The sequence below is a fragment of the Variovorax sp. ISS6 genome (genome assembly GCF_056523145.1).
In genome coordinates this window covers 1,461,324-1,481,323 of sequence record NZ_JAWRZC010000001.1, presented here as the reverse complement: position 1 = coordinate 1,481,323, position 20,000 = coordinate 1,461,324, and the positions used below count along the sequence as shown (strand labels likewise).

Genomic DNA, 20,000 nt, shown 5'->3' with positions numbered 1-20,000 from the left:
GGCTACGGGGCTATTCGGTTTGGTATAGCGTGCCGACGCTCGCGAAGTCGCGGCCGTTCTGCTCCACGTTGACCTGGAACGGCACGCTCTCTCCGGGCGCGATGGCCGGCAGGTTGTCGACCAGCTTGAAGCCGCTGAGCTGCCCGTCGCGGTCGCGCAGGCTGACCCACAGCCGCACCTTGCCGACGATGGTCGTGCCCGGATTGCTCACCTTGCCCGTGACCTGCACGCTCTTGTAGAGGAAGCGCTGGCTGAAGTTGAGCAGCACGCTGCCGGTCTCGGCCTTGGTGCCGGTCACCTGCACCTCGAGCGGCGTGCGCGGACCGGGCAGCGCGGCGCGGCGCATCGGCTTCCACTCGACGCGGGTCTGGGTGATGCGGTCGACATCGCGCGGCTCCAGCAGGATCGGGAAGCGCTCGCCCGGGTAGAGATAGGCCAGGCCCTGGATGGCGGTGGCGCCGTCGGCCTTGCTGCCGCCGAAGCGCGAGATCACGCCGCCGGGCGCGATCACCACCGCCTCCTTGCTGCGGTTCACGAGCTCGGTCAGGAACAGCGGCCGCTGGATGTTGCTGCGGCCCGCCACCAGCGGCAGCAGCTCGAGATCCTTGGTGTCGAAGCGCTCGCTGTCGTCGGCCAGCAGGTCCTCGGTGCTCAGCCGCAGGTCGGCGTGGAAGACCTCGGGCGCGCCCACGGTGCGGATCACGCGGTCGGCGCTGCGCACCGCGCTGCGCGAGCCGCCGGCTTCGATGGTGCTGTAGGCGATGCGGTAGTCCCAGGCCGCGACCTGCGCGGCGCGGCCGAAGCGCGCAAGGTCGATGTCGATCGCGCTGCGCGCGCCGGGCGGGATGTCGTTGCCCTGCGCATAGCCGCGGCCGAAGCCGATCACGTTGCCGGCGTCGTCGTAGAGCGTGGCGAGCGCCTCGACGCCGCCGATCGCCGCATCCTTGCGCTCGTTGACCACGCGCCCCACCAGCCGCACGCGGTCGCCCTGCTGCACCAGCCGCAGGCGCGTGAACGCGAGCCGCGGGCCGTCGGCCGAGCGGTAGGGTGCCGACAGGCGCTGCACCTGCAGCTCCTGGCGCGTGACGTTCTTGCCGCTCGGCAGGTCGATCAGCAGCGGCGCGCTCTCGCCGGGCTCGAGCACCGAGATCGGCAGCGATTCGCCGCGCTCCTCGAGCCGCGTCTCGCCGTCGTAGTAGGTGGCCTTGACGCTCGCGCGCTCGAGCGGCTTGCCGGTCTCGTTGCGCGCCACCACCAGCAGCTTGGGCCGCGCCGAGCTGCCGCTGCCCACCAGCACCTGGCGCGGTTCGCCGAGCTTGAGGCCATCGGTGGGAATGTTGCGGTCGACCACCGAGGCGACCGCGGCGCGGCGGCCGCCGTCGGACGTGTCCTTGCGCGTGAACATCTGCACCACCGTCACGAGCAGGGTGATGCCGACCACGGCCGCGACCGCGAAGCCCGCGGTGCGCATCGCCACCTTCTGCCGCGCCGCCTGCTCGTCGGCGAGACGGCGCGCGGCCGCATCCTTGACCTGGTCGAGCACGCGGTCGAGGCGGTCGGAGATGTCGTCCTCCACCAGCGTGACGGAGCCGCAGTGCTGGCAGGTGAATTCGTTGAGGCCGGTGCGCTTGAGCACGCTGCTGCCGCATTCGCCGCACTTGAGCGTCTGGAGATCGATGGTCATGGGAAGCGCTGGTCGTTGTCGTCTTGTTCGTTGGAATGGCACTGGCCGTCGATCGCCTCGCGCAGCGCGGCGCGCAGGCCCTCGATGTCGCCCGCGCGCACTTCGCGCACGCCCTGCCGGCCCGCGAGGCCGCAGGCGGTGGAGGCCACCACCGGCACGCCGGCCGCGAGCGCGCGCAGCGCCGCGCGCGGCGCATGCTCCACATGCGCGGGCAGCACCACCACGCGGGCGCCGTCGAGCCAGTCGCCGCGCGGATCGCGGGCCGCATCCAGCGCGATGCCCCGCCAGAGCGAGGCATCGGCCGATGGCGAGCCGAGCACGCGCAGGCGCCATCCGCTGCCGCGCAATGCCGCGGCCAGCTCGCGCGCGCCCTTGCGCGCGAGGGCGCTGGCGGGCAGCACGACCAGCGGCGCGCCATCGTCCGGTGCCCGATTCGCACGCGGCGACATGCCGGGCAGCACCCATTCGAGCCGCTCCAGCGTGGCCTGCGGCGCCGCGGTGGCCATCGCGTCCGCCACCGCCGCATGTGGGGTGACCACCGTGGCCGCGCGCGCGAATGCCTGGGCTTCGGCACGCACCAACGACGGCGCGGCACGGAAGTCGCGCAACGTGGTGTCGTCGGGCCAGCGCGCCGCGGCCGCATCGAGACGTGCCTCGATCTCGGCCATCGGCAGCGCGCCGGCCAGCACGGTGAACGCGCGTCCGTCGAGCGCGCCGAGGCGCTGCAGATGCGGCAGCAGCGCCTGGTCGACCACCAGCTGCGTGTGTTCGGGCCGAAGCCGTGCCGCGAAGGCCCGCGCGAGCCAGCGCTGCGCATCGATCACGCCGGCCTGCCGCCGCCCGCCTTCCCGGCGCGCCCACAGGCGGCGCCACAACGCGCCGCGAACGCTGGCCAGCCAGGGGCGGTGCACCGAGGCCTCACCGCCACGCCAGTCCCTCATCGGCCGCCAGAAAGCCAGCCGCACGGGCGCGCGCTGCATGCGGTCGGCCTCGGGATGCCGGGCCTCGAGGTAGCGCGCGAACTCGGGCGTCCATGCGTCGAGCAGCACGGCGGTCCGCCCCTGGGCCGCGACCGGCAGCGCGGGCCGGTGACGGAAGCAGTCGTTGCGGTCGCAGCTCAGGCAGCCGCGCGCCACGGGCGGCGCCAGCGCGTCGGCGCCGGCATCGCGCGGCGCGCGCCACATCACGCGCGGCGCGACCGGCGGCGCATGCGCGCGGATGCGCAGCACCAGCTCGGTGGCGGTGATTTCGACTTCGAGCCGCCACGCATGGCGCGCGCGCAGCTTGAGGTCGACGTAGTTCCAAAACACGGTCGCGTCGACCGCATCGTCGGGCCCGGCCGCGGCCTGCTCGATGCGCGCGGTGTGCGTATGGCGCTCGACCAGTTCGAGTCCCGCGCGAGCGCCGACCGTGGCCAGTGCATTCGAGAGCTGGCAGAGCCCGCCCGCCAGTGTCGGCACCACGCAGCCGCCGCGCAGTTCGCGGCCCTGCACGAAGCCGCGCCATGCGCTGGGCCGGCCGAGCTGGCGCCAGAAGCTCAGCAGCTCGCCCGCGGGCACCTCGATGGCATCGAAGGCGGCGCGCGCCATGCGCAGGTTCTGCACCTTGCCGGCGACCAGCGCGAATTCGTCGTCGCGGCCATCGGTCCACAGCGGGCTGCTGAAGCGCGCCAGCACGGGCGCATCGGCCAGCGCATCGGCCATGGGCCAGCGGCGCGCGGAAGGACGCCAGGTTTCGCGCAACCCATGCGCGATGGCCAGCAACCGGGAGCGCAGCCAGAAATCGATCGCATCGATGCGGCGCGGCGGCTGCCAGGCCTGCACGCTCACGCCGATGGGCCTCGCTTGCGCCACTGGCCGAGGTCGACCTCGATGCGTTCGTCGATGTTGCCGCTCCAGTGCACGGCGAAGCCGACGCCCTGGAGCAGCGCGGCGATGCGCTGCCCGACCGCCACGGTATTGGCCTCGCGCCGCGCGATCTCGGGAATCAGGCCGCCGCTGAAGGCCAGGTGCAGCCGGCCGGTGCGCACCGCGCGCTCGAGGTCCTGCGCGTGATAGAAGCAGCAGCCCACGATGCCCGAGGCGTCGCGGCCGGCGGCGCGCCAGGCATCGCGCACGTCGTCCTGGCCGTCGGCCAGCGTGTTGCCCGCGCGGTGCAGCGCGATGATCTTCTCTTCGCGCAGCTGCGCGAACGCGGTCTCGAGGCGGTCGTATTCGGTCTGCGCGGGCCACTCGGCTTCGGCCGCATGCTTGGCGGCGCAGGCGCGCGCGGTCTCGGCCTTGACCCAGGCCCGGTCATCGGAAGTCAGCTCGTCGGGATCGAGGTACTCGTCGGTGATCATCCATTCGACGTCGGCGTCGTGATGAAAGCCTGACCACACGAGATCGTGGATCCTTTGTCGCGTGTCTTCGGTGTCGAGAGTGAGGGCCATGCGTAATGGGTCAGCCGCGCTCGGCGGCGGGGTCGTGCTTGCTTTTGTCGTGGCAGAAGCGCCCGTACATTTTCGCGTGCCCGCACCACAATGGCGCTGTAGGCCGAAAGCATGACGTTGTGCGGTCCATCGAGCCGCGAGCAACATCATCGATCATGCATTGCAGCATGGCAATGCGCCATTCGGCGGACGACGGCTCGTGCGATCGGCCGAATGGGAGAGCGAAGCGCACCGCGGCGGTGCAACGTTGCAGTGGCGTGTCGCGGTGTCCCAGCGACCGCGCGGGTTCGCACGCGACGGCATGGAGGCCGAAAGCGCTCGATATGCCGCATGCGGCTCTGTGCGATTTGCGCGACAGACTCGGTTTCACGGCCGCATCGGCCGCGAAGTGCGCTGCATCCGCCGTTAATGCTTTGGATTGACCGACATCCAAGCGAAAGGCCGGCCCCTGCTTTCGCAAGGGCCGGCCTCCGGGTGGCTAAACCACTCGACTCACCGCGGGAGCGAGCCCCGCGATGCGACCGAGTTCTGGGCGCCGATTACAGCGGCAGCGAGTCGCCGCGGGCAGCGGCGCGGGCTTGTGCGCGCACCGCATTGCGGTCCACGGTGCTGGCGACCAGCGGCGCCACGCCCGACGAAGCGCCTTCGGCGTAGGGGTTGTCGCTGTGTGCCGCGGCAACGGCTTCGGCACGGACGGCGGCACGGCTGGTATCCGAGGCGACCACCTGGGCCGGGCCGGCGTTGGCGCCTTCGGCATAGGGGTCGGCGCTGCGAGCGGCGATGACGGCCTGGCCGGCGACTTCGGCGCGGCTGGCGGCCGAGGTCAGGGGATGCACACCCTCATAGGTTTCTGCATGGGCTGCACCGGCAGCGGCGAGCAGGGAGAGGGCAACGGCGGAGAGGAGCTTCGAGGCGTTCATTTTGAGTATTCCTTCAATTCTTGTGACTTGACTTTGGATGATTCGAACCGGTCTTGGTGGGGCGCCGTCCCTTCGGGGGCGGCCACCTCGTCAGTGCCTGTTCACCCAGATCAGTCGCTGCCTTCTGCTTGTCTTGGAGTCGGCGGCTGGTCCGTGAGACGAATTGTGCGCCTCGAATCTAGGTAAAAACCCTAGGCAAATGGAACCGCGGCGTTCACGGGAAGGAAACAATCGATGGTCCGCGTCCGACATGGAGGGGCTTTCCCCGGAGGGATAGAGTCGCCCCATGCGTGCGGCCAACCCCACCCTTTCTCTCTCGCCATGGGGCGAAGCCGACGATGTCTGGCGCCGTCTCGCGGGCAGTTGGACCTTCGAACGCGCGATCGAAGGCCAGGCCTCGATGCACGGTACCGCTGTCTTCCATGCCATGCCCGACGCGATACCCGCGACCCTGCACTATCGCGAGCAAGGCCGGCTGCGCCTGCTCGACGGCCGCAGCTTCGACGCCCACCGCGAGTACCTGTACCAGGGCAGTCCCGGCGGTTTCGCGGTGCTGTTCGCTGAACGGCCGCCACGCCTGTTCCACGAGATCGCGCTGCTGCCGGGCGACGACGGCGACACGGCCTGGACCGGCACCGCCGCGCACCTGTGCGCCGCCGACCTCTACGACAGCCTCTACCGCTTCCTGGACGATGGCAGCTTCACGCTGCGCCACACCGTGCGCGGTCCACGCAAGGACTACGTGAGCCTCACGAACTTCCGCCGCGCAGCCTGCTGATCAGCGCCCGAGCCGCGCCGCGAGCGCATCGGCCACGCGCTCCGCGGTCTGCAGCGTGCGGATGGTCAGCGGCGCCAGCAGCCGCAGTCCGCCGCCATGGCCGGCGCGCGCGCGGTGCGCGTCGTCGAGCCGCTGCCACTGCACGTAGAAGTTCTCGGCGAACCGCAGCGTGAGCCCGAGGCCGAGCGCGATGCGGTCGGTGGGCACGCCCAGGCGGCGCAGCGGATGCAGCACCGTCTCGAGCACCGCGAGCAGGTCCTCGAAGCGCGTGGTCAGCGTCAGCATCAGCGCGAGCACCGCGGCGGTGGCGATGCGCAGCGCGCTCGCCACGCCGAGCAGCGTGGTGCCGAGCAGTGCATGGAAGCCGACGATGAGCGCGCAGGCGATCGCGATGCCGAACAGCGTGCGCACCCGGCCCCACGCGGGCCGCCCGAGCGAGGCGAACAGCGCGAGCGACAGTCCGCAGGCCGCGTCCAGCAGCGCAGGCCGGTTGGTCAGCACGAGCGCGGTGCCGCCGGCCGACAGCAGCGCGAGCTTGAGCCACGCCGGCACCGCGTGCATCCAGGTGCGCCTGTCGAGATAGAGGCTACGCATGCGGCAGGTCCATCGCCGCGCGTTGCCGCACGTCCTGCGCATAGGCCTCGCAGACCTCGCGGCCCGGGCCGTCGGCGCGCACCCGGCCCTGCGCCAGCCACAGCACGCGCTCGAAGTCGTGCACGTGCTCGAGCACGTGCGTCGACACCAGCACCTGCTGGTCGCTCGCGGCGAGCTGCGCCGAGAGCCGGGCCTGGCTCAGCAGGTCGAGGCTCGCGAACGGTTCGTCGAGCAGCAAGGTGGCGGGCCGGCTGATCAGCAATGCCAGCAGGCACACCTGCTGGCGCTGGCCCTGGCTCAGTTCGCCGATGGCGCGCTCGGCCCAGCCCGCGAGGCCGCGCCGCGCGAGGAAGTCGCGTGCCTGCCGGCGTGCCTCGGTGCGCGATTCGCCGCGCGCCGTGAGGCTGAAGGCCAGCTCCTCGGCCACGGTCGGAAAGATGATCTGATCGTCGGGGTTCTGGAACATCAGGCCGACGTGCTGCGAGAGCTGGCGGCGATCGGCCACCGTGTCGCAGCCATGCACGCGCACCCGGCCTTCGCCCGGCGGCTCCAGCCCGCTGATCAACCGGAACAGGCTGCTCTTGCCGGCGCCGTTGTCGCCGATCACGCCGATGCGCGCATCGCGCAGCTCGAGCGAGAGGCCATCGAACACGCGCTGTGCGCCGCGCTCCAGCACGACGGATTCGAGACGGATGCCGTGGTCGGCGGAGGAGGGGTCGGTGTGCGGCGGCAAGGGGCCGTCACTGTACCCGACGGCTCATGCCCCCGAAGGGCGCTCGGCCCGCACCAGCGGCAGCCACAGCAGGAAGCGCGTGCCCGCCGCATCCGACTCCCACGCCACGTGCCCTTGCACCGCCAGCGCGCGGCGCTGCATGTTCTGCAGGCCGCGGCCCCGGCCGCCGGTCAGGGCCTGCTCGACGTCGAAGCCCTGGCCGTTGTCCTCGATGCGCACCCACACGTGCGCGGCATCCGTGCCGGTCGCCACGCGGATGGTGGTGGCGCGCGTGTGGCGCAGGGTGTTGGAGATGCTTTCCTGCACGATGCGCAGCACGTGCAGCGCGCTCGACGGATCGAGCCACGGCAAGGGCGGGATCTCCTGCACCTCCCAGGTCAGCGACACGCCCATGCCCTCGAGCCGCGGGCCGAGCCGGTAGCGCAGGGTGGCGAGCAGCAGCAGCAGGTCGGCGTCGATCGGCTCCATCGAGTCGATCGTGAGCTTCAGGTCGTCGAGGCAGCCCTGGAGGATCTGCGACACCTTCTGGTCGCTGAGCCGGCCCTCCTCCACCGAGCGGATCGCGCTGATCAGCGAGGAGCCCAGCCCGTCGTGCATGTCCTGCATCAGCCGCTGGCGCTCGTCGCTGATGGTCTTCTGCCGCTCGACCTCGCGCAGCCGGCGATGGCTCAGGTCGAGCTCGCTCTCGCGCGCCTGCAACCGCTGCGCGAGGCTGGCGTTGACGCGTTCCACCTCGCCGATCGCGTGCACGTAGCGCCGATACAGCAGGATGCCGAAGACGGCGAAGGTGACGGCGTTGGTGTAGGCGCCCAGGTACCAGCCCTCGGGGCTCACGATGTTGTTCTGCACCATCCAGTCGGTGGCGCCGAGCAGCACGCACACGCCGATGCCGGCCGCCACCAGCCGCCCCTCGGGCGAACGGCGCCAGGCGCTGATGCCGCCCACCAGCCCCACCACCGTGGCCATGCCCGCCACCACCAGGTAGATCAGCGGCGTGACCTGCGGCGTGTTCGGCAGCAGCGCGATGCCGGGCAGGGTCAGCACGCTGACCAGCAAGGTGATCGTCGTCACGGCCCAGGTCAGCAGCGTGAGCGGCCGCTCGTGCAGCTGTCGCAGCGCGTAGTGCACCACCGCCACCAGCCAGAACAGCGCATTGACCGTGAGCCAGGCGAACCAGTCGTTGGCGATCGGCAGCGAGACGTAGAAATGCAGCCCGCGCAGGTACGAGGTGGTAGCGAGGTTGAAGAACAGCAGGTAGCCGGTCTCGTGGCGGCGCCACAGCCACACGAACAGCGCGAACACGCCCACCGCCATGAAGGCCGCGCTCAGCATCGCGGGCAGCTCCTGCTGCAGCCACTGGCGCATCTGGTAGCGGCCCTTGAGCGCGTCGACCGGCCCCAGCCACAGCGAGGCGATGCCCACCTGCGCGGCGCGGGTGTGCTCGAGCCGGATCAGGATCTCGGCCGGCCGCGCGGCCGAGCCGTCGTCGCGCTGCTCGAACACCACCCACAGCGGCGTGCGCGTGCTGTTCCACAGCGGTCCCAGTTCCTGCGCGCGATACACCAGCCGGCCATCGGCATAGATCGCGATCGTGCCGTCGGTCTTCACGCGCGAGCCGTACAGCGCGAGCGGACCGCGCAGCCCGGGATGGGGCGGCACCTTCAGCCGCAGCCAGGTGGTGCGCGTCTCCTTGCCCGGGTCCGAGATCGTGTTGGCGTCGGCCTGGTCGAGCAGCGCGATCGGCAGCGCCAGCGGCAGCTCGACCGGTTGCCAGGCATCGGGCAATTGCTGGCCGCTGAAGATCAGCGGCGGCGCCATGAAACCGTTCGCGCGCTGCACCTGCCAGTCGGCCCGCGTGATGTGCTGCGTCGCGCCCGGGGGGTACTTGCCGCCCGAGTGGTCGCCGAAGAAGGCCCCCATGGCCACCAGCAGCGCCACCGACACCACGAACACCAGGCAGGCGATCGGCGACGGCAGGCGTGCCTTCGCCCGGGCCAGGGGCCCCTCGCCTTCGCGGCGAACGTCGGTGGAAGCGTTTTTGGAGAACAAGGCGCGCCGGATGCGGAGGATTCGGCGCGAATTGTCGGGCAGAGCCCCGGCGCCGCGCCATGCCGGCGGGGCAAGAGGCGCGTTTGCCCTACACCGGCCCGTTGCACCGGCCGTCAGTGCCGCTCGACGAACGCCCGGATCGCTCCGACGATGCCCGCCGCATCGAGGCCCTGCAACGCGAGCAGTTCGCCCCGATCTCCATGCCCGATGAAGACATCGGGCAGGCCCAGGCGCAGCAGCCGCACCGGCAGCCCTTCCATCGCGATGCGCTCCGCGCAGGCCGCGCCCGCGCCACCGATGACCGAGGCCTCCTCGAGCGTGACGAGCACCTCGTGCGTCGCGGCCAGGTCGAGCAGCAGCGCCTCGTCGAGCGGCTTGACGAAGCGCATGTTGGCGACGCTCGCGTCGAGCGCCTCGGCGGCCTCCATCGCGGCATGGAGCAAGGGCCCGAAGGCGAGCAGCGCCACCCTGGCGGGACTGTTGCCCGTCGACCTGCGCACGACCACGCCGCGGCCGAGTGCCAAGGGCTGGTCCGTGCGAACGCCGTCGTCCGCGGGGACGACGGCCCTCGGGTAGCGCACCGCCGACGGCCCGTCGTGATCCAACCCCAGCGCGAGCATCCGCCGGCACTCGTGCCCGTCGGCCGGCGTCATCAGCAGCAGGTTCGGAACGCAGCGCAGCGCCGCCACGTCGAAGGCGCCCAGGTGCGTGGCACCGTCCCCGCCCGCGATTCCCGCGCGGTCGATCGCGAACAGCACCGGCAGGTTCTGCAGGCAGACGTCGTGGACGAGCTGGTCGTAGCCGCGCTGCAGGAAGGTCGAATAGATCGCCACGATCGGCCGCATGCCGGCCACGGCGAGTCCCGCGGCCAGCGTCACCGCATGCTGCTCCGCGATGGCGGCGTCCACGAAGCGCGCCGGGAATCGCCGCTCGAAATCGACCAGGCAGGAGCCCTCGCGCATCGCGGGCGTGATCGCGACGATGGCCGGGTCGTCGGCCGCCGCGTCGCACACCCATTGGCCGAAGACCTGGCTGAAGCTCGGGCGGCTCGCGGCCTTGGCGGCCACGCCCACGGCGAGGTCGAAGGGGCCGGGCCCGTGGTAGGTGGTCGGGTCGGCCTCGGCCGGCGCATAGCCCCTGCCCTTTTGCGTGACGACGTGGAGGACCTGCGGCGCGCGCGATCGCTTCGCGGCGCGGAACGCGGCCACGAGCGCCTCGGCATCGTGGCCGTCGATGGGGCCGGTGTAGCGCAGGCCCAGCAGCTCGAACAGCGAGCGGTGGTCGGCGCGAGCGGATGCGCCCCGCTCGACCAGGCCGCGCAGATGCTGGTGCAGCGCGCCCAGCGCGGGCGAGATCGACATCCCGTTGTCGTTGAGCACCACGACCAGCGGCAAGGTCGCGAAGCTGCCCGCATGGTTGAGCGCCTCGAAGGTCATTCCCGCCGAGAGCGCGCCGTCGCCGACGATGGCGACGGCATGCCTGCCGTCGTCCCGCATGCCCATCGCGATGCCCACCGCCGCCGAGACGGCGGTGCCCGCATGGCCGGCACCGAAGGGGTCGTAGGGCGACTCGTCCCTCGAGGTGAAGCCCGACAGGCCGCCGACCTTGCGCAAAGTGGCCATCGCCGGGCCACGGCCCGTGAGGATCTTGTGCGCATAGCACTGGTGGCCGACATCCCAGACCAGCGCATCGCGCGGCGTGTCGAAGACGTGGTGCAAGGCAAGGGTGAGCTCGACCACGCCGAGGTTCGAGGCGAGATGGCCGCCCGTTCGCGACACGCTGCGCAGCAGCGCGCTTCGGAGATCGGTGGCCACTTCGACGAGGTCCGCGGGATCGAGGTCGCGCAACTGCGCGGGCGTGGGAAAGCTGGATGACGGGTCGGAGGGCGGCATGGATGCCTTTGGGTTCTCGAGGGGTTGTCTTCGGCCCCGGCGGGCGCCATGGGCATGGGTACGGATCTGCCACACCAATAGTTGCTATCGCATGCAGATAGATCCGCCGAGATCGAGGTCATGGCGGCGAATCATGGCCAATTCAGCCTTCTTCATCGCCCACATCGCCTCGATCCACGCCAGGCAGGTTACAGCACAACTGATTGCATTTGCAATCAACTGGGGATACATTGTCGTTGCGCATTGCACGATTCATATCCACATAATGAAATTTAAAGGCGATGCGAACGACGTTCGAACAACGAACCGCACAACGAAGGAGCAACGAATGAACGACTTGGCGAGCGCGGACGACATCGATCCGCAAGAGACACGCGAATGGCTCGACGCCATGCGCGCCGTGGTGATCCACGAAGGCCGCGACCGGGCCCATTACCTGCTGGACCAGTTGATCGAGCAGGACCACGCGGCCGCGGGCCGCTATGCCGCGCCGCGCACCACGCCCTACGTGAACACCGTGCGCGTCGCCGACCAGCCGGCCTTTCCGGGCGACGTGAACATCGAGCTGCGGCTCGACGCCTACCTGCGCTGGAATGCGATGGCGCTGGTGCTGCGCGCGGGCAAGCACTCGGGCGTCGGCGGCCACATCGCGACCTATGCCTCGGCCACCACGCTCTACGAGACCGGCTACCGGCACTTCTTCCGCGCCGCCACGCCCGGGTTCCTTGGCGACATGCTCTACATCCAGGGCCATTCCTCGCCCGGCATCTATGCGCGCGCCTATCTCGAGGGGCGCCTGTCGGAGCAGCAGATGGACCGCTTCCGGCGCGAGATCGGCGGCGGCCTCGCCTCCTACCCGCATCCGCGCACGATGTCGGACTTCTGGCAGTTCCCGACCGTCTCGATGGGCCTCGGTCCGCTGATGGCGGCCTACCAGGGACGCTACATGCGCTACCTCGAGGACCGCGGGCTGATCCCGGCGCAGGGCCGCAAGGTCTGGGCCTTCCTCGGCGACGGCGAGCAGGACCAGCCCGAGACCCTGGCCGCGGTCGCGATGGCGGGCCGCGAGAAGCTCGACAACCTGATCTTCGTGGTGAACTGCAACCTGCAGCGCCTCGACGGCCCGGTGCGCGGCAACGCCAAGATCATCCAGGAGCTCGAGAGCGTCTACCGCGGCGCGGGCTGGAACGTGATCAAGGTCGTCTGGGGCAGCGGCTGGGACGAACTGCTGGCGCAGGACCACGACGGCCGGCTGCACCGGCGCATGATGGAATGCGTCGACGGCGAGTACCAGGCCTTCAAGGCGCACGGCGGCGACTACGTGCGCGAACACTTCTTCGGCAAGGACCCCGAGCTGCGCCAGCGGGTCGCGCACCTGAGCGACGCGCAGATCGGCGCCCTCGCCCGCGGCGGCCACGACCCGCTCAAGGTGCATGCGGCCTATGCCGCCGCCGTGCGCCACCAAGGCCAGCCGACCGTGATCCTCGCCAAGACGGTGAAGGGCTACGGCATGGGCGCGGCCGGCGAAGCGGCCAACATCAACCACCAGTTGAAGAAGATGGGCGACCCGGCCGTGCGTGCCTTCCGCGACCGCTTCGCGATCCCGGTGCCCGACGAACGGCTCGAGGAGATCCCGTACATCAAGCCCGCGCCCGGCAGCCCCGAAGCCGCCTGCCTCGAGGCTGGCCTCCAGCGCGCCGGCGGGCTCCTGCCGTCACGCTCGCGCGGACCGGGCCCGCTGGCAACGCCCGCGCTCGCGGCCTTCGCGAGCCACCTGCAAAGCAGCGGCGAGCGCGAGTACGCCACCACCATGGCCTTCGTGCGCATCCTCGCGCAACTGCTCAAGGACCCGGTGCTGGGCCCGCGCGTGGTGCCGATCGTGCCCGACGAGTCGCGCACCTTCGGCATGGACGGCATGTTCCGCCAGGTCGGCATCTACTCGCACGTGGGCCAGCTCTACACGCCGCAGGACGCCGACCAGCTGAGCTTCTACAAGGAGGACCGCCAGGGGCAGATCCTGCAGGAGGGCATCAACGAGTCGGGCGCGATGTCGTCCTGGATCGCGGCGGCGACCGCGCACAGCACGCACGGCGTCGCCACCATCCCGTTCTACATCTTCTATTCGATGTTCGGCTTCCAGCGCGTGGGCGACCTGGCCTGGGCGGCCGGCGACATCCGCGCGCGCGGCTTCCTGCTGGGCGCGACCTCGGGCCGCACCACGCTCGAGGGCGAGGGCCTGCAGCACGACGACGGCCACAGCCACGTGCTGTCGTCGGTGATCCCGTCCTGCGTGTCCTACGACCCCGCCTACTCGTACGAGATTGCGGTCATCGTGCAGGACGGGCTGCGCAGGATGTACGGCGAGCCGCAGGAGGACGTCTTCTACTACCTCACGCTGATCAACGAGAAGAGCGCGCATCCGGCGATGCCCGAGGGTGCCGAGGAAGGCATCGTGAAAGGCATGTACCGCCTGAAGCGGGGCGCCCGTGCCGCCGGCGCGCCGCACGTGCAGCTGATGGGCAGCGGCGCGATCCTCTCCGAGGTGATCGCGGCCGCTGCGCTGCTGCAGCGCGACTTCGGCGTGAGCGCCGACATCTGGAGCGTCACGAGTTTCTCGGAGCTGCGCCGCGACGGCCTCGAAGCCGAGCGCTGGAACCGCCTGCATCCGGCGCAGGCGCCGCGCGCTTCGTACGTCGCGCAGTGCCTGGCTGGCGAGGACGGGCCGGCGATCGCCGCCACCGACTACATGAAGATCGTGCCCGACCAGATCCGCCCCTTCGTCGGGGAGCGCCGCTTCGTGACCCTGGGCACCGACGGCTTCGGCCGCTCCGACACGCGCGAAGCGCTGCGCGCCTTCTTCGAGGTCGACCGCCATCACGTCGCGCTCGCGGCGCTCAAGGCACTGGCCGACGACGGCACGGTCGACGCGGAACTGCCGGCGCGGGCCCTGTCGCTCTACGGCATCGACCCCGAAGCCAGGTACGCGGCGCTGCCCTGACGATGCGCGCCGTGGCGGCGGAGAGAGAATCGAGGTCCACTCTCGAAAACGCTCTCCCCCGTATGGCAACGCCCCGTTCCACCGCCGTGCGCGGCACCTCCACCTGGGCCTCCTTCATCAGCGCCTATGTGCTGGTGCTCGACTTCATGGAGGACAGCTTCCGCAAGGAAGGCCTGCCGCCGCTGACCTGGTACGACGTGCTGTGGCTGCTCGACGCCTCGCCGAACGGCCGCATGCGCATGCACGAGCTCGCGGAGCGCGCGGTCTACAGCCGCAGCTTCATCTCGCGCATCGTCACCACGCTCGAGGCCGAGGGCCTGGTGGTGCGCGAGGTCGACGAGACCGACGGGCGCGGCCGCGTCGCGGTGCTGACCGAGCAGGGCCGCGCGCTGCGCCGCAGGATGTGGCCGCCCTACCAGAAGCTCATCCACGAGATGTTCAACGAGCACATGACGGCTTCGGAGCTCGAGTCGATGGAGCGCGGCCTGCGCCGCGTGATCGCGGGCGCGCACCAGCGCAACCAGGACCTGCGCAGCGCCGCGGCGCAGCCCGCCGCCGAACCCCGAAGCACCCGCAAGCGCTCGCGTTCGCGCTCGACCACCCAGCGCTCGGGCGCGTAGCTCAGACGGACGAAGGCCAGCCCGACAGGAATCGCGGCGGCACGGCCTCCGTCAGCCAGACCCCGTTCTCCGCGCGATGGAAGGCATGGCCCAGCGCCTGCATTCCGCCTGCGTCAACGCGCAGCACATGCGCCTTGCCATGGCGCTGCCCGACCTGCACGGCGGTCGCCTCGTCGGCCGACAGGTGCACATGCTGCCGCGTGCCGGGCCGCAAGCCTTCGGCACGGATCGATGCGAGGAAGCGCGTGGCCGTGCCATGGAAGAGCACGGCCGGTGGCTCCGCCGGCTCGAAGCTGCGGCGGACCTGCGGCGTCGAATGGCCCTGCAGCGCGCGGATGCAGCGGCCGTCGGCCGACAGCGCGTAGCGCTTCTTCGCGCCGGCATCGACCGCCTGCACGACCTGCGCATGCGTGAGCGCGCGGCCCGAGGCCACAGCGCCGGTCACCAGCGCATCGATCTCGGCCCAACCCTCGGCATCGAGCGCGAGGCCGATGGATTCGGGCGCATGACGCAGCACGTAGGCGATGAACCGGCTCGCGTCCTCGGGCGTCATGCGCTCTTCCAATGATCGGCCTGCGCGAGCAGCGCGTTCCACAGGCGTTGCGCATGCACGGACGGCGGACGGTCGGCCGCGCGGAACAGGTGGTACTCGAGCGGCGGATAGCCCTGCAGCGGCACCGCCACCAGCCCCTTGGGAATGCGGCAGCAGGCATTCACCACCGTCAGCCCGAAGCCGAGCTGGGCGAAGCGCAGCATCAGCTCCCAGCCATCGGCCTCGAGCGAGGGCTGCCACGACACCGACTCGGCCTGCAACAGCCGGCCGAGCAGTTCGCGGTGCGGCCGACCCGCGGGCGGCACGATCAGTTGCGCCCCCTGCAGATCGCGCAGGCGCACCGAACGGCGCGAGGCCAGCGCATGCGCGCGCGGCAGCACCAGCACCTGGCCGACGACCGTGAGCCGCACCGCATGCAGATCGGCCGGCACGGCGCCCAGAGGCGCGATGCCCAGTTGGGCCTGGCCCGCTCGCACCGCCTGCACCGAGGCGTCGCGGTTGCGCGTGAGCAGCTGCAGGTGCGGCGAGGCACCCGGCCCCGAGAACTGCGACAGCGCCTTGCCCAGCAGGTAGAGGTAGGCGCCCTCGCCGGCCGCGAGGCTGACCACCGCCTGCTCCTGCCCCTGCGCGAGCCCCTTCACGAAGCGCTGGTTGAGCAACAGCAACTCGCGCGCATGGCGCGCCACCTGCTCGCCCGCGCTCGTGAGCTGCAGCGCGCTGCCCACGCGCAGGTAGAGCTTGGCGTCGAGCTGCTCCGACAGCTTTCGCACCTTCGCATGCAGGGCCGGCTGGCTGATGTGCAGCAGGCGCGCCGACTCGCTGAAGTTCAGCGTGTCGGCGAACACGGCGAAGGATTGCAGCGCGTCGAGGTTGGTGCGGGGGATGTCCACCTATCCATTCTATGGATAGCCCATCGCATATCGGTAGTTCCTGGTGATGGCCTTCGTTCCTACGATCCACCGCACACAAGAGAAAGGAACACGACATGAAGAACGCATCGCAACATTTCCCGCGCCTGGGCATCGACATCGGCCGCGTGCTGATCGCGGCCGAACGGGCCGACGGCGGCGACACCGCCTTCATCGGCGGCTCGCTGCGGGACGCGCTCGACACGCCGCCCTACGAAGGCATGTTCGAGGCCGTCGCGCCGCTGGTCGATCGCTTCGAGGGCCGCGTCTGGCTGGTGTCGAAGTGCGGGCCGAGCGTGCAGGCCAAGAGCCGCGCCTGGCTCGCGCACCACCGCTTCTTCGAACGCACGGGCATGGCGCCCGGCAACCTGCGCTTCTGCCTGCAGCGTCCGCAGAAGGCCGACCACTGCCGCGAACTGGGCATCACGCATTTCATCGACGACCGCAGCGACGTGCTGGGCCATCTCGAAGGCATCGTGCCGAAGCGCTACCTGTTCGGCCCGCAGGCCAGGCCCGTGGCCATGGCCGGCTTGGTGCCGCTGCCCGCATGGCGCGATGCGGCGGCGCTGGTGCGCTGAATCAGGCGTCCAGCTCGGGATAGCGCCGGAAGATGCCGTCCTCGTTGAAGGCGATGCGGCGCGGGCTCTGCAGGTAGTCGTGCACGCGCTGGCGGCGCCGAACGTTGGCATGCAGCTTCGCCACCGCCGGCGTCTTCGCGAGCGCCTGCGCGGTGGCCTTGGGAAAGGCGTACTGCAGTCCGTCGACCAGCTGGAACAGCGACAGGTCGGCATAGGTCAGCACGTCGCCCACCAGGTGCAGGTCGCCCGAGGGATTGCGCCGCAGCACGCGCTCGAACCAGTCGAGGAACTTCGGGATGCGCTGCTCGCGGAAGGCCTTCGCACGCGCCAGCGCGGCGTCGCGCTGGTCCTCGTAGTAGTCGCCGGTCGAGATCGGGTGGTGCGTGTCGTGCGCCTCGGCCACCGCGTCGGCGATGGTGAGCTGCAGCTGGTGCGTCCACAGGCCGTCCGATTCGCCGACGCCGGCCAGGCCCAGGCGCGGGCCCAGGTAGAGCAGGATCGCGGCGGTCTGGCCGACGACGATGTCGCCATCGACGAGGAAGGGCGGCGCGAACGGCGGCCGCGTCGCGAGCGGATCGGCGAGGCGACGGCCGAGGGCGCCCTCGCCGCCGCCCTCGTCCTCGCGCTCGCGCGCCACGTCGACATAGTCGGCACCGGCGGCCTCGAGCGCGAGCCGGACGAATTCGCCGCGGCCCTGGATGGTGGGCCAGTAGTGAAGTTGGTAAGGCATGTGGCCATGGTGGCAGGCCCGGCGCGGCGCCGCAACCGCCGGCAGCGAACTGTGGAACTTCGATGACAAGGAGGCGCGCGTTCGGCGAAACCGCTCAGCGCAGCAGCATGCCCAGCAGCACCGCCACCAGCAGCACGAGGTAGCCCCAGGCATGCACGCGGTCGGGCAGGCGGCCGATCAGCGGGGCGGCGGCGCGCACGCCCAGCAGCGATCCCGCGACCAGCGCGGCGAAGGCCGGCAGGTCCACGTAGCCGAGGTGCCAGCCCTCGAGCGCCGCGCCCGAGCGCCAGGCCAGCGCCATGTAGGTGGCGGTGCCGGCCAGCGCGATGGGCAGCGACAGCGGATTGGCCATGGCGGTGGCGCGCGTCATGTCGATGCCGCGGCGGCGCATCAGCGGCACGGTCATCACGCTGCCGCCGACGCCGAGGAAGGCCGCGATCAGGCCGATGACGAAGCTGCCCGCGGTGGCGATGCCGCGCGAGAGCGGCGCGATGGCCGCCGTCGCCGCGGCTCGGCGCACGATGAAACCCGGGCGCAACAGGCAGTCGAGAAGGGTGACGCCCAGGTAGACGATGAAGGCCAGCCGCACGAATTCGCCATCGGCCCGCACGGCGGCCGCGGCACCGACGATGGCGCCGAGCCCGATGAAACCGAGCAGCGGCCGGATCAGCGGCCAGTCGATGGTGCCGGCGCGCTGGTGGCGCCGCGTGGCGAGCAGCGCGCTCGCGATCATCACGCAGGTCGAGGTGGCCACGGCGATGTGCATGGCCGCGCGGCCGGTGGCGCTGTGCTCGCCATGCGCGAGCAGCAGCACGCGGTAGAGCAGCGGCACCACGACGAAGCCGCCACCGAAACCGAACAGCACGGTGGTGACGCCCGCGAGGCCGCCGAAGACCGCGAGCAGGAGATAGATCCACACGAGAGGCACTCCAGGAGAACGAAGACAGGCCTCGAAGATAGGCCGCTGCCGTGCGGCGCGCCCGCGCAAGCCGGACAATGATGTTTTCGTTCCGGCCAGGCCACTTCTTTCCCTCATGCGCAATGTCCCGATCGATGCCGTCGACGCCATCGCCCGCCCGGTGCTGGCGATCGGCACCGACTACCCGCTGGGCCAGCTGCTGCCCACGCACAGCCATCGGCGCGCGCAGTTCCTCTACGGCGCGACCGGCGTGATGGAGGTCGGCACCGACGACGGCGCCTGGGTGGTGCCGCCGCAGCGCGGCGTGTGGATACCGGCGGGCCAGCCGCACCGCGTGCGCATGCTGGGCGTGAGCACGCGCAGCCTCTACATCGAGCCGCGCGAGGCGCCGCGCCATGGCCGCCAGTGCGAGGTGCTCGAGGTGTCGCCGCTGCTGCGCCAGCTGCTGCTGGCGGCCGTCGAGGTGCCCGCCGAATACGAACGCCAGGGCCGAGACGGCCTGCTGATGCGGCTCGCGCTGCACGAACTGGCGCGCGCCGAGGCGCTGCCGCTGCATCTGCCGCTGCCGCGCGAGCCGGCGCTGGCCACGCTGTGCCTGGACTTCCTGCGCACGCCCGACATCCATGCCACGCCGGCGCAATGGGCCGCGCGGCTGCACGTGAGCGAACGCACCTTCAGTCGCCGCTTCGGCCGCGAGACCGGCATGGCCTTCGGCCAGTGGCGCCAGCGCGCCTGCGTTCTGCTGGCGCTGTCGCGATTGGCGTCCGGCGACACGGTGACGGCGGTGGCGCTCGACCTGGGCTACGACAGTCCGGCGGCGTTCTCGACCATGTTCCGCCGCGCGCTGGGCCGCCCGCCCTCGCACTTCGCGGATGCCGGCGCTCAGAGCTCCATGCGGTAGCCGACGCTGTAGATCGACTTGATCCAGTCCTCCGAACCGCCGGCCTCGGCGAGCTTGCGGCGCAGGTTCTTGATGTGGCTGTCGATGGTGCGGTCGGTCACGACACGCCGGTCGTCGTAGATGCGGCCGAGCAGCTGGTCGCGCGAGAAGGCGCGGCCGAGCGCGCCGTGCAGCACGGCCAGCAGGCGGAATTCGACCGGCGTGAGGTCGAGTTCGCAGCCGCGCACGCTGGCACGGCCCGCGGCATCGACCACCAGCAATGCGGCCTGCGCGGGCAAGGGCGCGGCCGAGGGCCTCGCGTTCGCGGCGCGATGCCGCCGCAGCACCGCGCCCACGCGCGCCACCACCTCGCGCGGGCTGAAGGGCTTGCACACGTAGTCGTCGGCGCCGATCTCCAGACCCAGCAGGCGGTCGACCTCCTCGACGCGCGCGGTCACCATGATCACCGGCACCGTGCCGATGCGCCGCAGGTCGCGGCAGATCTCGACGCCGTCGCGCCCGGGCAGCATCAGGTCGAGCAGCACGAGGTCGGGCCGCTGCGCATGGAAGGCCGGCAGCGCCGCGTTGCCGTCGGCGACCCAGTGGTGCGTGTAGCCGGCCGCCGCGAGGTAGTCGCCGAGCACGGCCGCCAGCCGCGGCTCGTCCTCGACGACGAGCACATGGCCCTGGGCCGGAAGGCCGGTGCTCATTGAAAGACCTTCGTGCTTCGCAC

The 20,000-nt window shown here is 71.0% G+C and carries 19 protein-coding genes; 5 read left to right on the top strand and 14 right to left on the bottom strand.

Annotated elements, in window-relative coordinates:
• Positions 1–10 precede the first annotated feature (10 nt).
• The 5 genes from AC1HIL_RS06920 to AC1HIL_RS06900 form a co-directional block, all read right to left on the bottom strand.
• A complete protein-coding gene (locus tag AC1HIL_RS06920) occupies positions 11–1,684 on the bottom strand; it encodes an FxLYD domain-containing protein (protein ID WP_479671449.1) in 1,674 nt (557 codons plus the stop codon).
• On the bottom strand, positions 1,681–3,537 hold the full coding sequence (locus AC1HIL_RS06915) for a VanW family protein (protein WP_479672751.1): 1,857 nt from the start codon (positions 3,535–3,537) through the stop codon (positions 1,681–1,683). Before AC1HIL_RS06915 ends, AC1HIL_RS06920 begins: the two co-directional genes overlap by 4 nt.
• The gene (locus tag AC1HIL_RS06910) at positions 3,510–4,115 is read right to left on the bottom strand and encodes a DUF6891 domain-containing protein (protein ID WP_057597604.1); all 606 of its coding nucleotides are present in this window, start codon (positions 4,113–4,115) and stop codon (positions 3,510–3,512) included. The genes AC1HIL_RS06915 and AC1HIL_RS06910 overlap by 28 nt, the downstream gene beginning before the upstream one ends.
• A 10-nt stretch (positions 4,116–4,125) precedes the next feature.
• Entirely contained in the window at positions 4,126–4,575 is a 450-nt protein-coding gene (locus AC1HIL_RS06905; protein ID WP_479672750.1) for a hypothetical protein, read from the bottom strand.
• Positions 4,576–4,654: 79 nt separating this feature from the next.
• A complete protein-coding gene (locus AC1HIL_RS06900) occupies positions 4,655–5,035 on the bottom strand; it encodes a hypothetical protein (RefSeq protein WP_057598204.1) in 381 nt (126 codons plus the stop codon).
• A gap of 286 nt (positions 5,036–5,321) precedes the next feature.
• Between AC1HIL_RS06900 and AC1HIL_RS06895 the strand changes: the two genes are divergently transcribed.
• Positions 5,322–5,813: a DUF6314 family protein gene (locus AC1HIL_RS06895; RefSeq protein WP_479671447.1), complete on the top strand. Its 492-nt coding sequence runs from the start codon at positions 5,322–5,324 to the stop codon at positions 5,811–5,813.
• Here the strand turns inward: AC1HIL_RS06895 and AC1HIL_RS06890 are convergent, their stop codons facing one another.
• The 4 genes from AC1HIL_RS06890 to AC1HIL_RS06875 all read right to left on the bottom strand — a co-directional run bounded on the left by AC1HIL_RS06890 (position 5,814) and on the right by AC1HIL_RS06875 (position 11,081).
• A complete protein-coding gene (locus AC1HIL_RS06890; protein ID WP_479671446.1) occupies positions 5,814–6,407 on the bottom strand; it encodes an energy-coupling factor transporter transmembrane component T family protein in 594 nt (197 codons plus the stop codon).
• On the bottom strand, positions 6,400–7,140 hold the full coding sequence (locus AC1HIL_RS06885; protein WP_479671445.1) for an energy-coupling factor ABC transporter ATP-binding protein: 741 nt from the start codon (positions 7,138–7,140) through the stop codon (positions 6,400–6,402). The genes AC1HIL_RS06890 and AC1HIL_RS06885 overlap by 8 nt, the downstream gene beginning before the upstream one ends.
• 24 nt (positions 7,141–7,164) lie before the next feature.
• Entirely contained in the window at positions 7,165–9,060 is a 1,896-nt protein-coding gene (locus AC1HIL_RS06880; RefSeq protein ID WP_413764577.1) for a sensor histidine kinase, read from the bottom strand.
• A 242-nt stretch (positions 9,061–9,302) separates the two neighbouring features.
• Positions 9,303–11,081 (bottom strand): 1-deoxy-D-xylulose-5-phosphate synthase, encoded by a 1,779-nt coding sequence (locus tag AC1HIL_RS06875; RefSeq protein WP_479671444.1) that lies wholly within the window; start codon positions 11,079–11,081, stop codon positions 9,303–9,305.
• 328 nt (positions 11,082–11,409) lie between these two features.
• Here AC1HIL_RS06875 and aceE point away from each other — a divergent pair, with 328 nt between their 5' ends.
• Positions 11,410–14,079, top strand: coding sequence for a pyruvate dehydrogenase (acetyl-transferring), homodimeric type (aceE, locus tag AC1HIL_RS06870; protein WP_479671443.1), 2,670 nt, complete (start codon positions 11,410–11,412; stop codon positions 14,077–14,079).
• Positions 14,080–14,141: 62 nt separating this feature from the next.
• The gene (locus tag AC1HIL_RS06865; RefSeq protein WP_057597384.1) at positions 14,142–14,699 is read left to right on the top strand and encodes a MarR family winged helix-turn-helix transcriptional regulator; all 558 of its coding nucleotides are present in this window, start codon (positions 14,142–14,144) and stop codon (positions 14,697–14,699) included.
• Between the two features lies 1 nt (position 14,700).
• On the opposite strand, the gene AC1HIL_RS06860 is transcribed toward AC1HIL_RS06865, so the two are convergent.
• Together AC1HIL_RS06860 and AC1HIL_RS06855 are read right to left on the bottom strand one after the other, a co-directional pair.
• The gene (locus AC1HIL_RS06860; protein ID WP_296739265.1) at positions 14,701–15,252 is read right to left on the bottom strand and encodes an RNA 2'-phosphotransferase; all 552 of its coding nucleotides are present in this window, start codon (positions 15,250–15,252) and stop codon (positions 14,701–14,703) included.
• On the bottom strand, positions 15,249–16,142 hold the full coding sequence (locus tag AC1HIL_RS06855; RefSeq protein WP_479671442.1) for a LysR family transcriptional regulator: 894 nt from the start codon (positions 16,140–16,142) through the stop codon (positions 15,249–15,251). The genes AC1HIL_RS06860 and AC1HIL_RS06855 overlap by 4 nt, the downstream gene beginning before the upstream one ends.
• Before the next feature lie 95 nt (positions 16,143–16,237).
• On the opposite strand from AC1HIL_RS06855, the gene AC1HIL_RS06850 reads away from it, so the two are divergent.
• Positions 16,238–16,738, top strand: a complete 501-nt coding sequence (locus tag AC1HIL_RS06850) for a hypothetical protein (protein ID WP_479671441.1) — start codon at positions 16,238–16,240, stop codon at positions 16,736–16,738.
• A 1-nt stretch (position 16,739) separates the two neighbouring features.
• Here the strand turns inward: AC1HIL_RS06850 and AC1HIL_RS06845 are convergent, their stop codons facing one another.
• Both AC1HIL_RS06845 and AC1HIL_RS06840 read right to left on the bottom strand, forming a co-directional pair.
• On the bottom strand, positions 16,740–17,468 hold the full coding sequence (locus tag AC1HIL_RS06845) for a glutathione S-transferase (RefSeq protein WP_479671440.1): 729 nt from the start codon (positions 17,466–17,468) through the stop codon (positions 16,740–16,742).
• Between the two features lie 94 nt (positions 17,469–17,562).
• A complete protein-coding gene (locus AC1HIL_RS06840; RefSeq protein ID WP_412179638.1) occupies positions 17,563–18,387 on the bottom strand; it encodes a sulfite exporter TauE/SafE family protein in 825 nt (274 codons plus the stop codon).
• 115 nt (positions 18,388–18,502) lie between these two features.
• On the opposite strand from AC1HIL_RS06840, the gene AC1HIL_RS06835 reads away from it, so the two are divergent.
• Positions 18,503–19,288 carry an AraC family transcriptional regulator gene (locus AC1HIL_RS06835; RefSeq protein ID WP_057598342.1) on the top strand — a complete coding sequence of 262 codons (786 nt, stop codon included), beginning with the start codon at positions 18,503–18,505 and terminating at the stop codon, positions 19,286–19,288.
• Here the strand turns inward: AC1HIL_RS06835 and AC1HIL_RS06830 are convergent.
• Positions 19,270–19,977 carry a response regulator gene (locus tag AC1HIL_RS06830; protein ID WP_479671439.1) on the bottom strand — a complete coding sequence of 236 codons (708 nt, stop codon included), beginning with the start codon at positions 19,975–19,977 and terminating at the stop codon, positions 19,270–19,272. The two genes, AC1HIL_RS06835 and AC1HIL_RS06830, sit on opposite strands and share 19 nt — an antisense overlap.
• Positions 19,978–20,000: the final 23 nt, after the last annotated feature.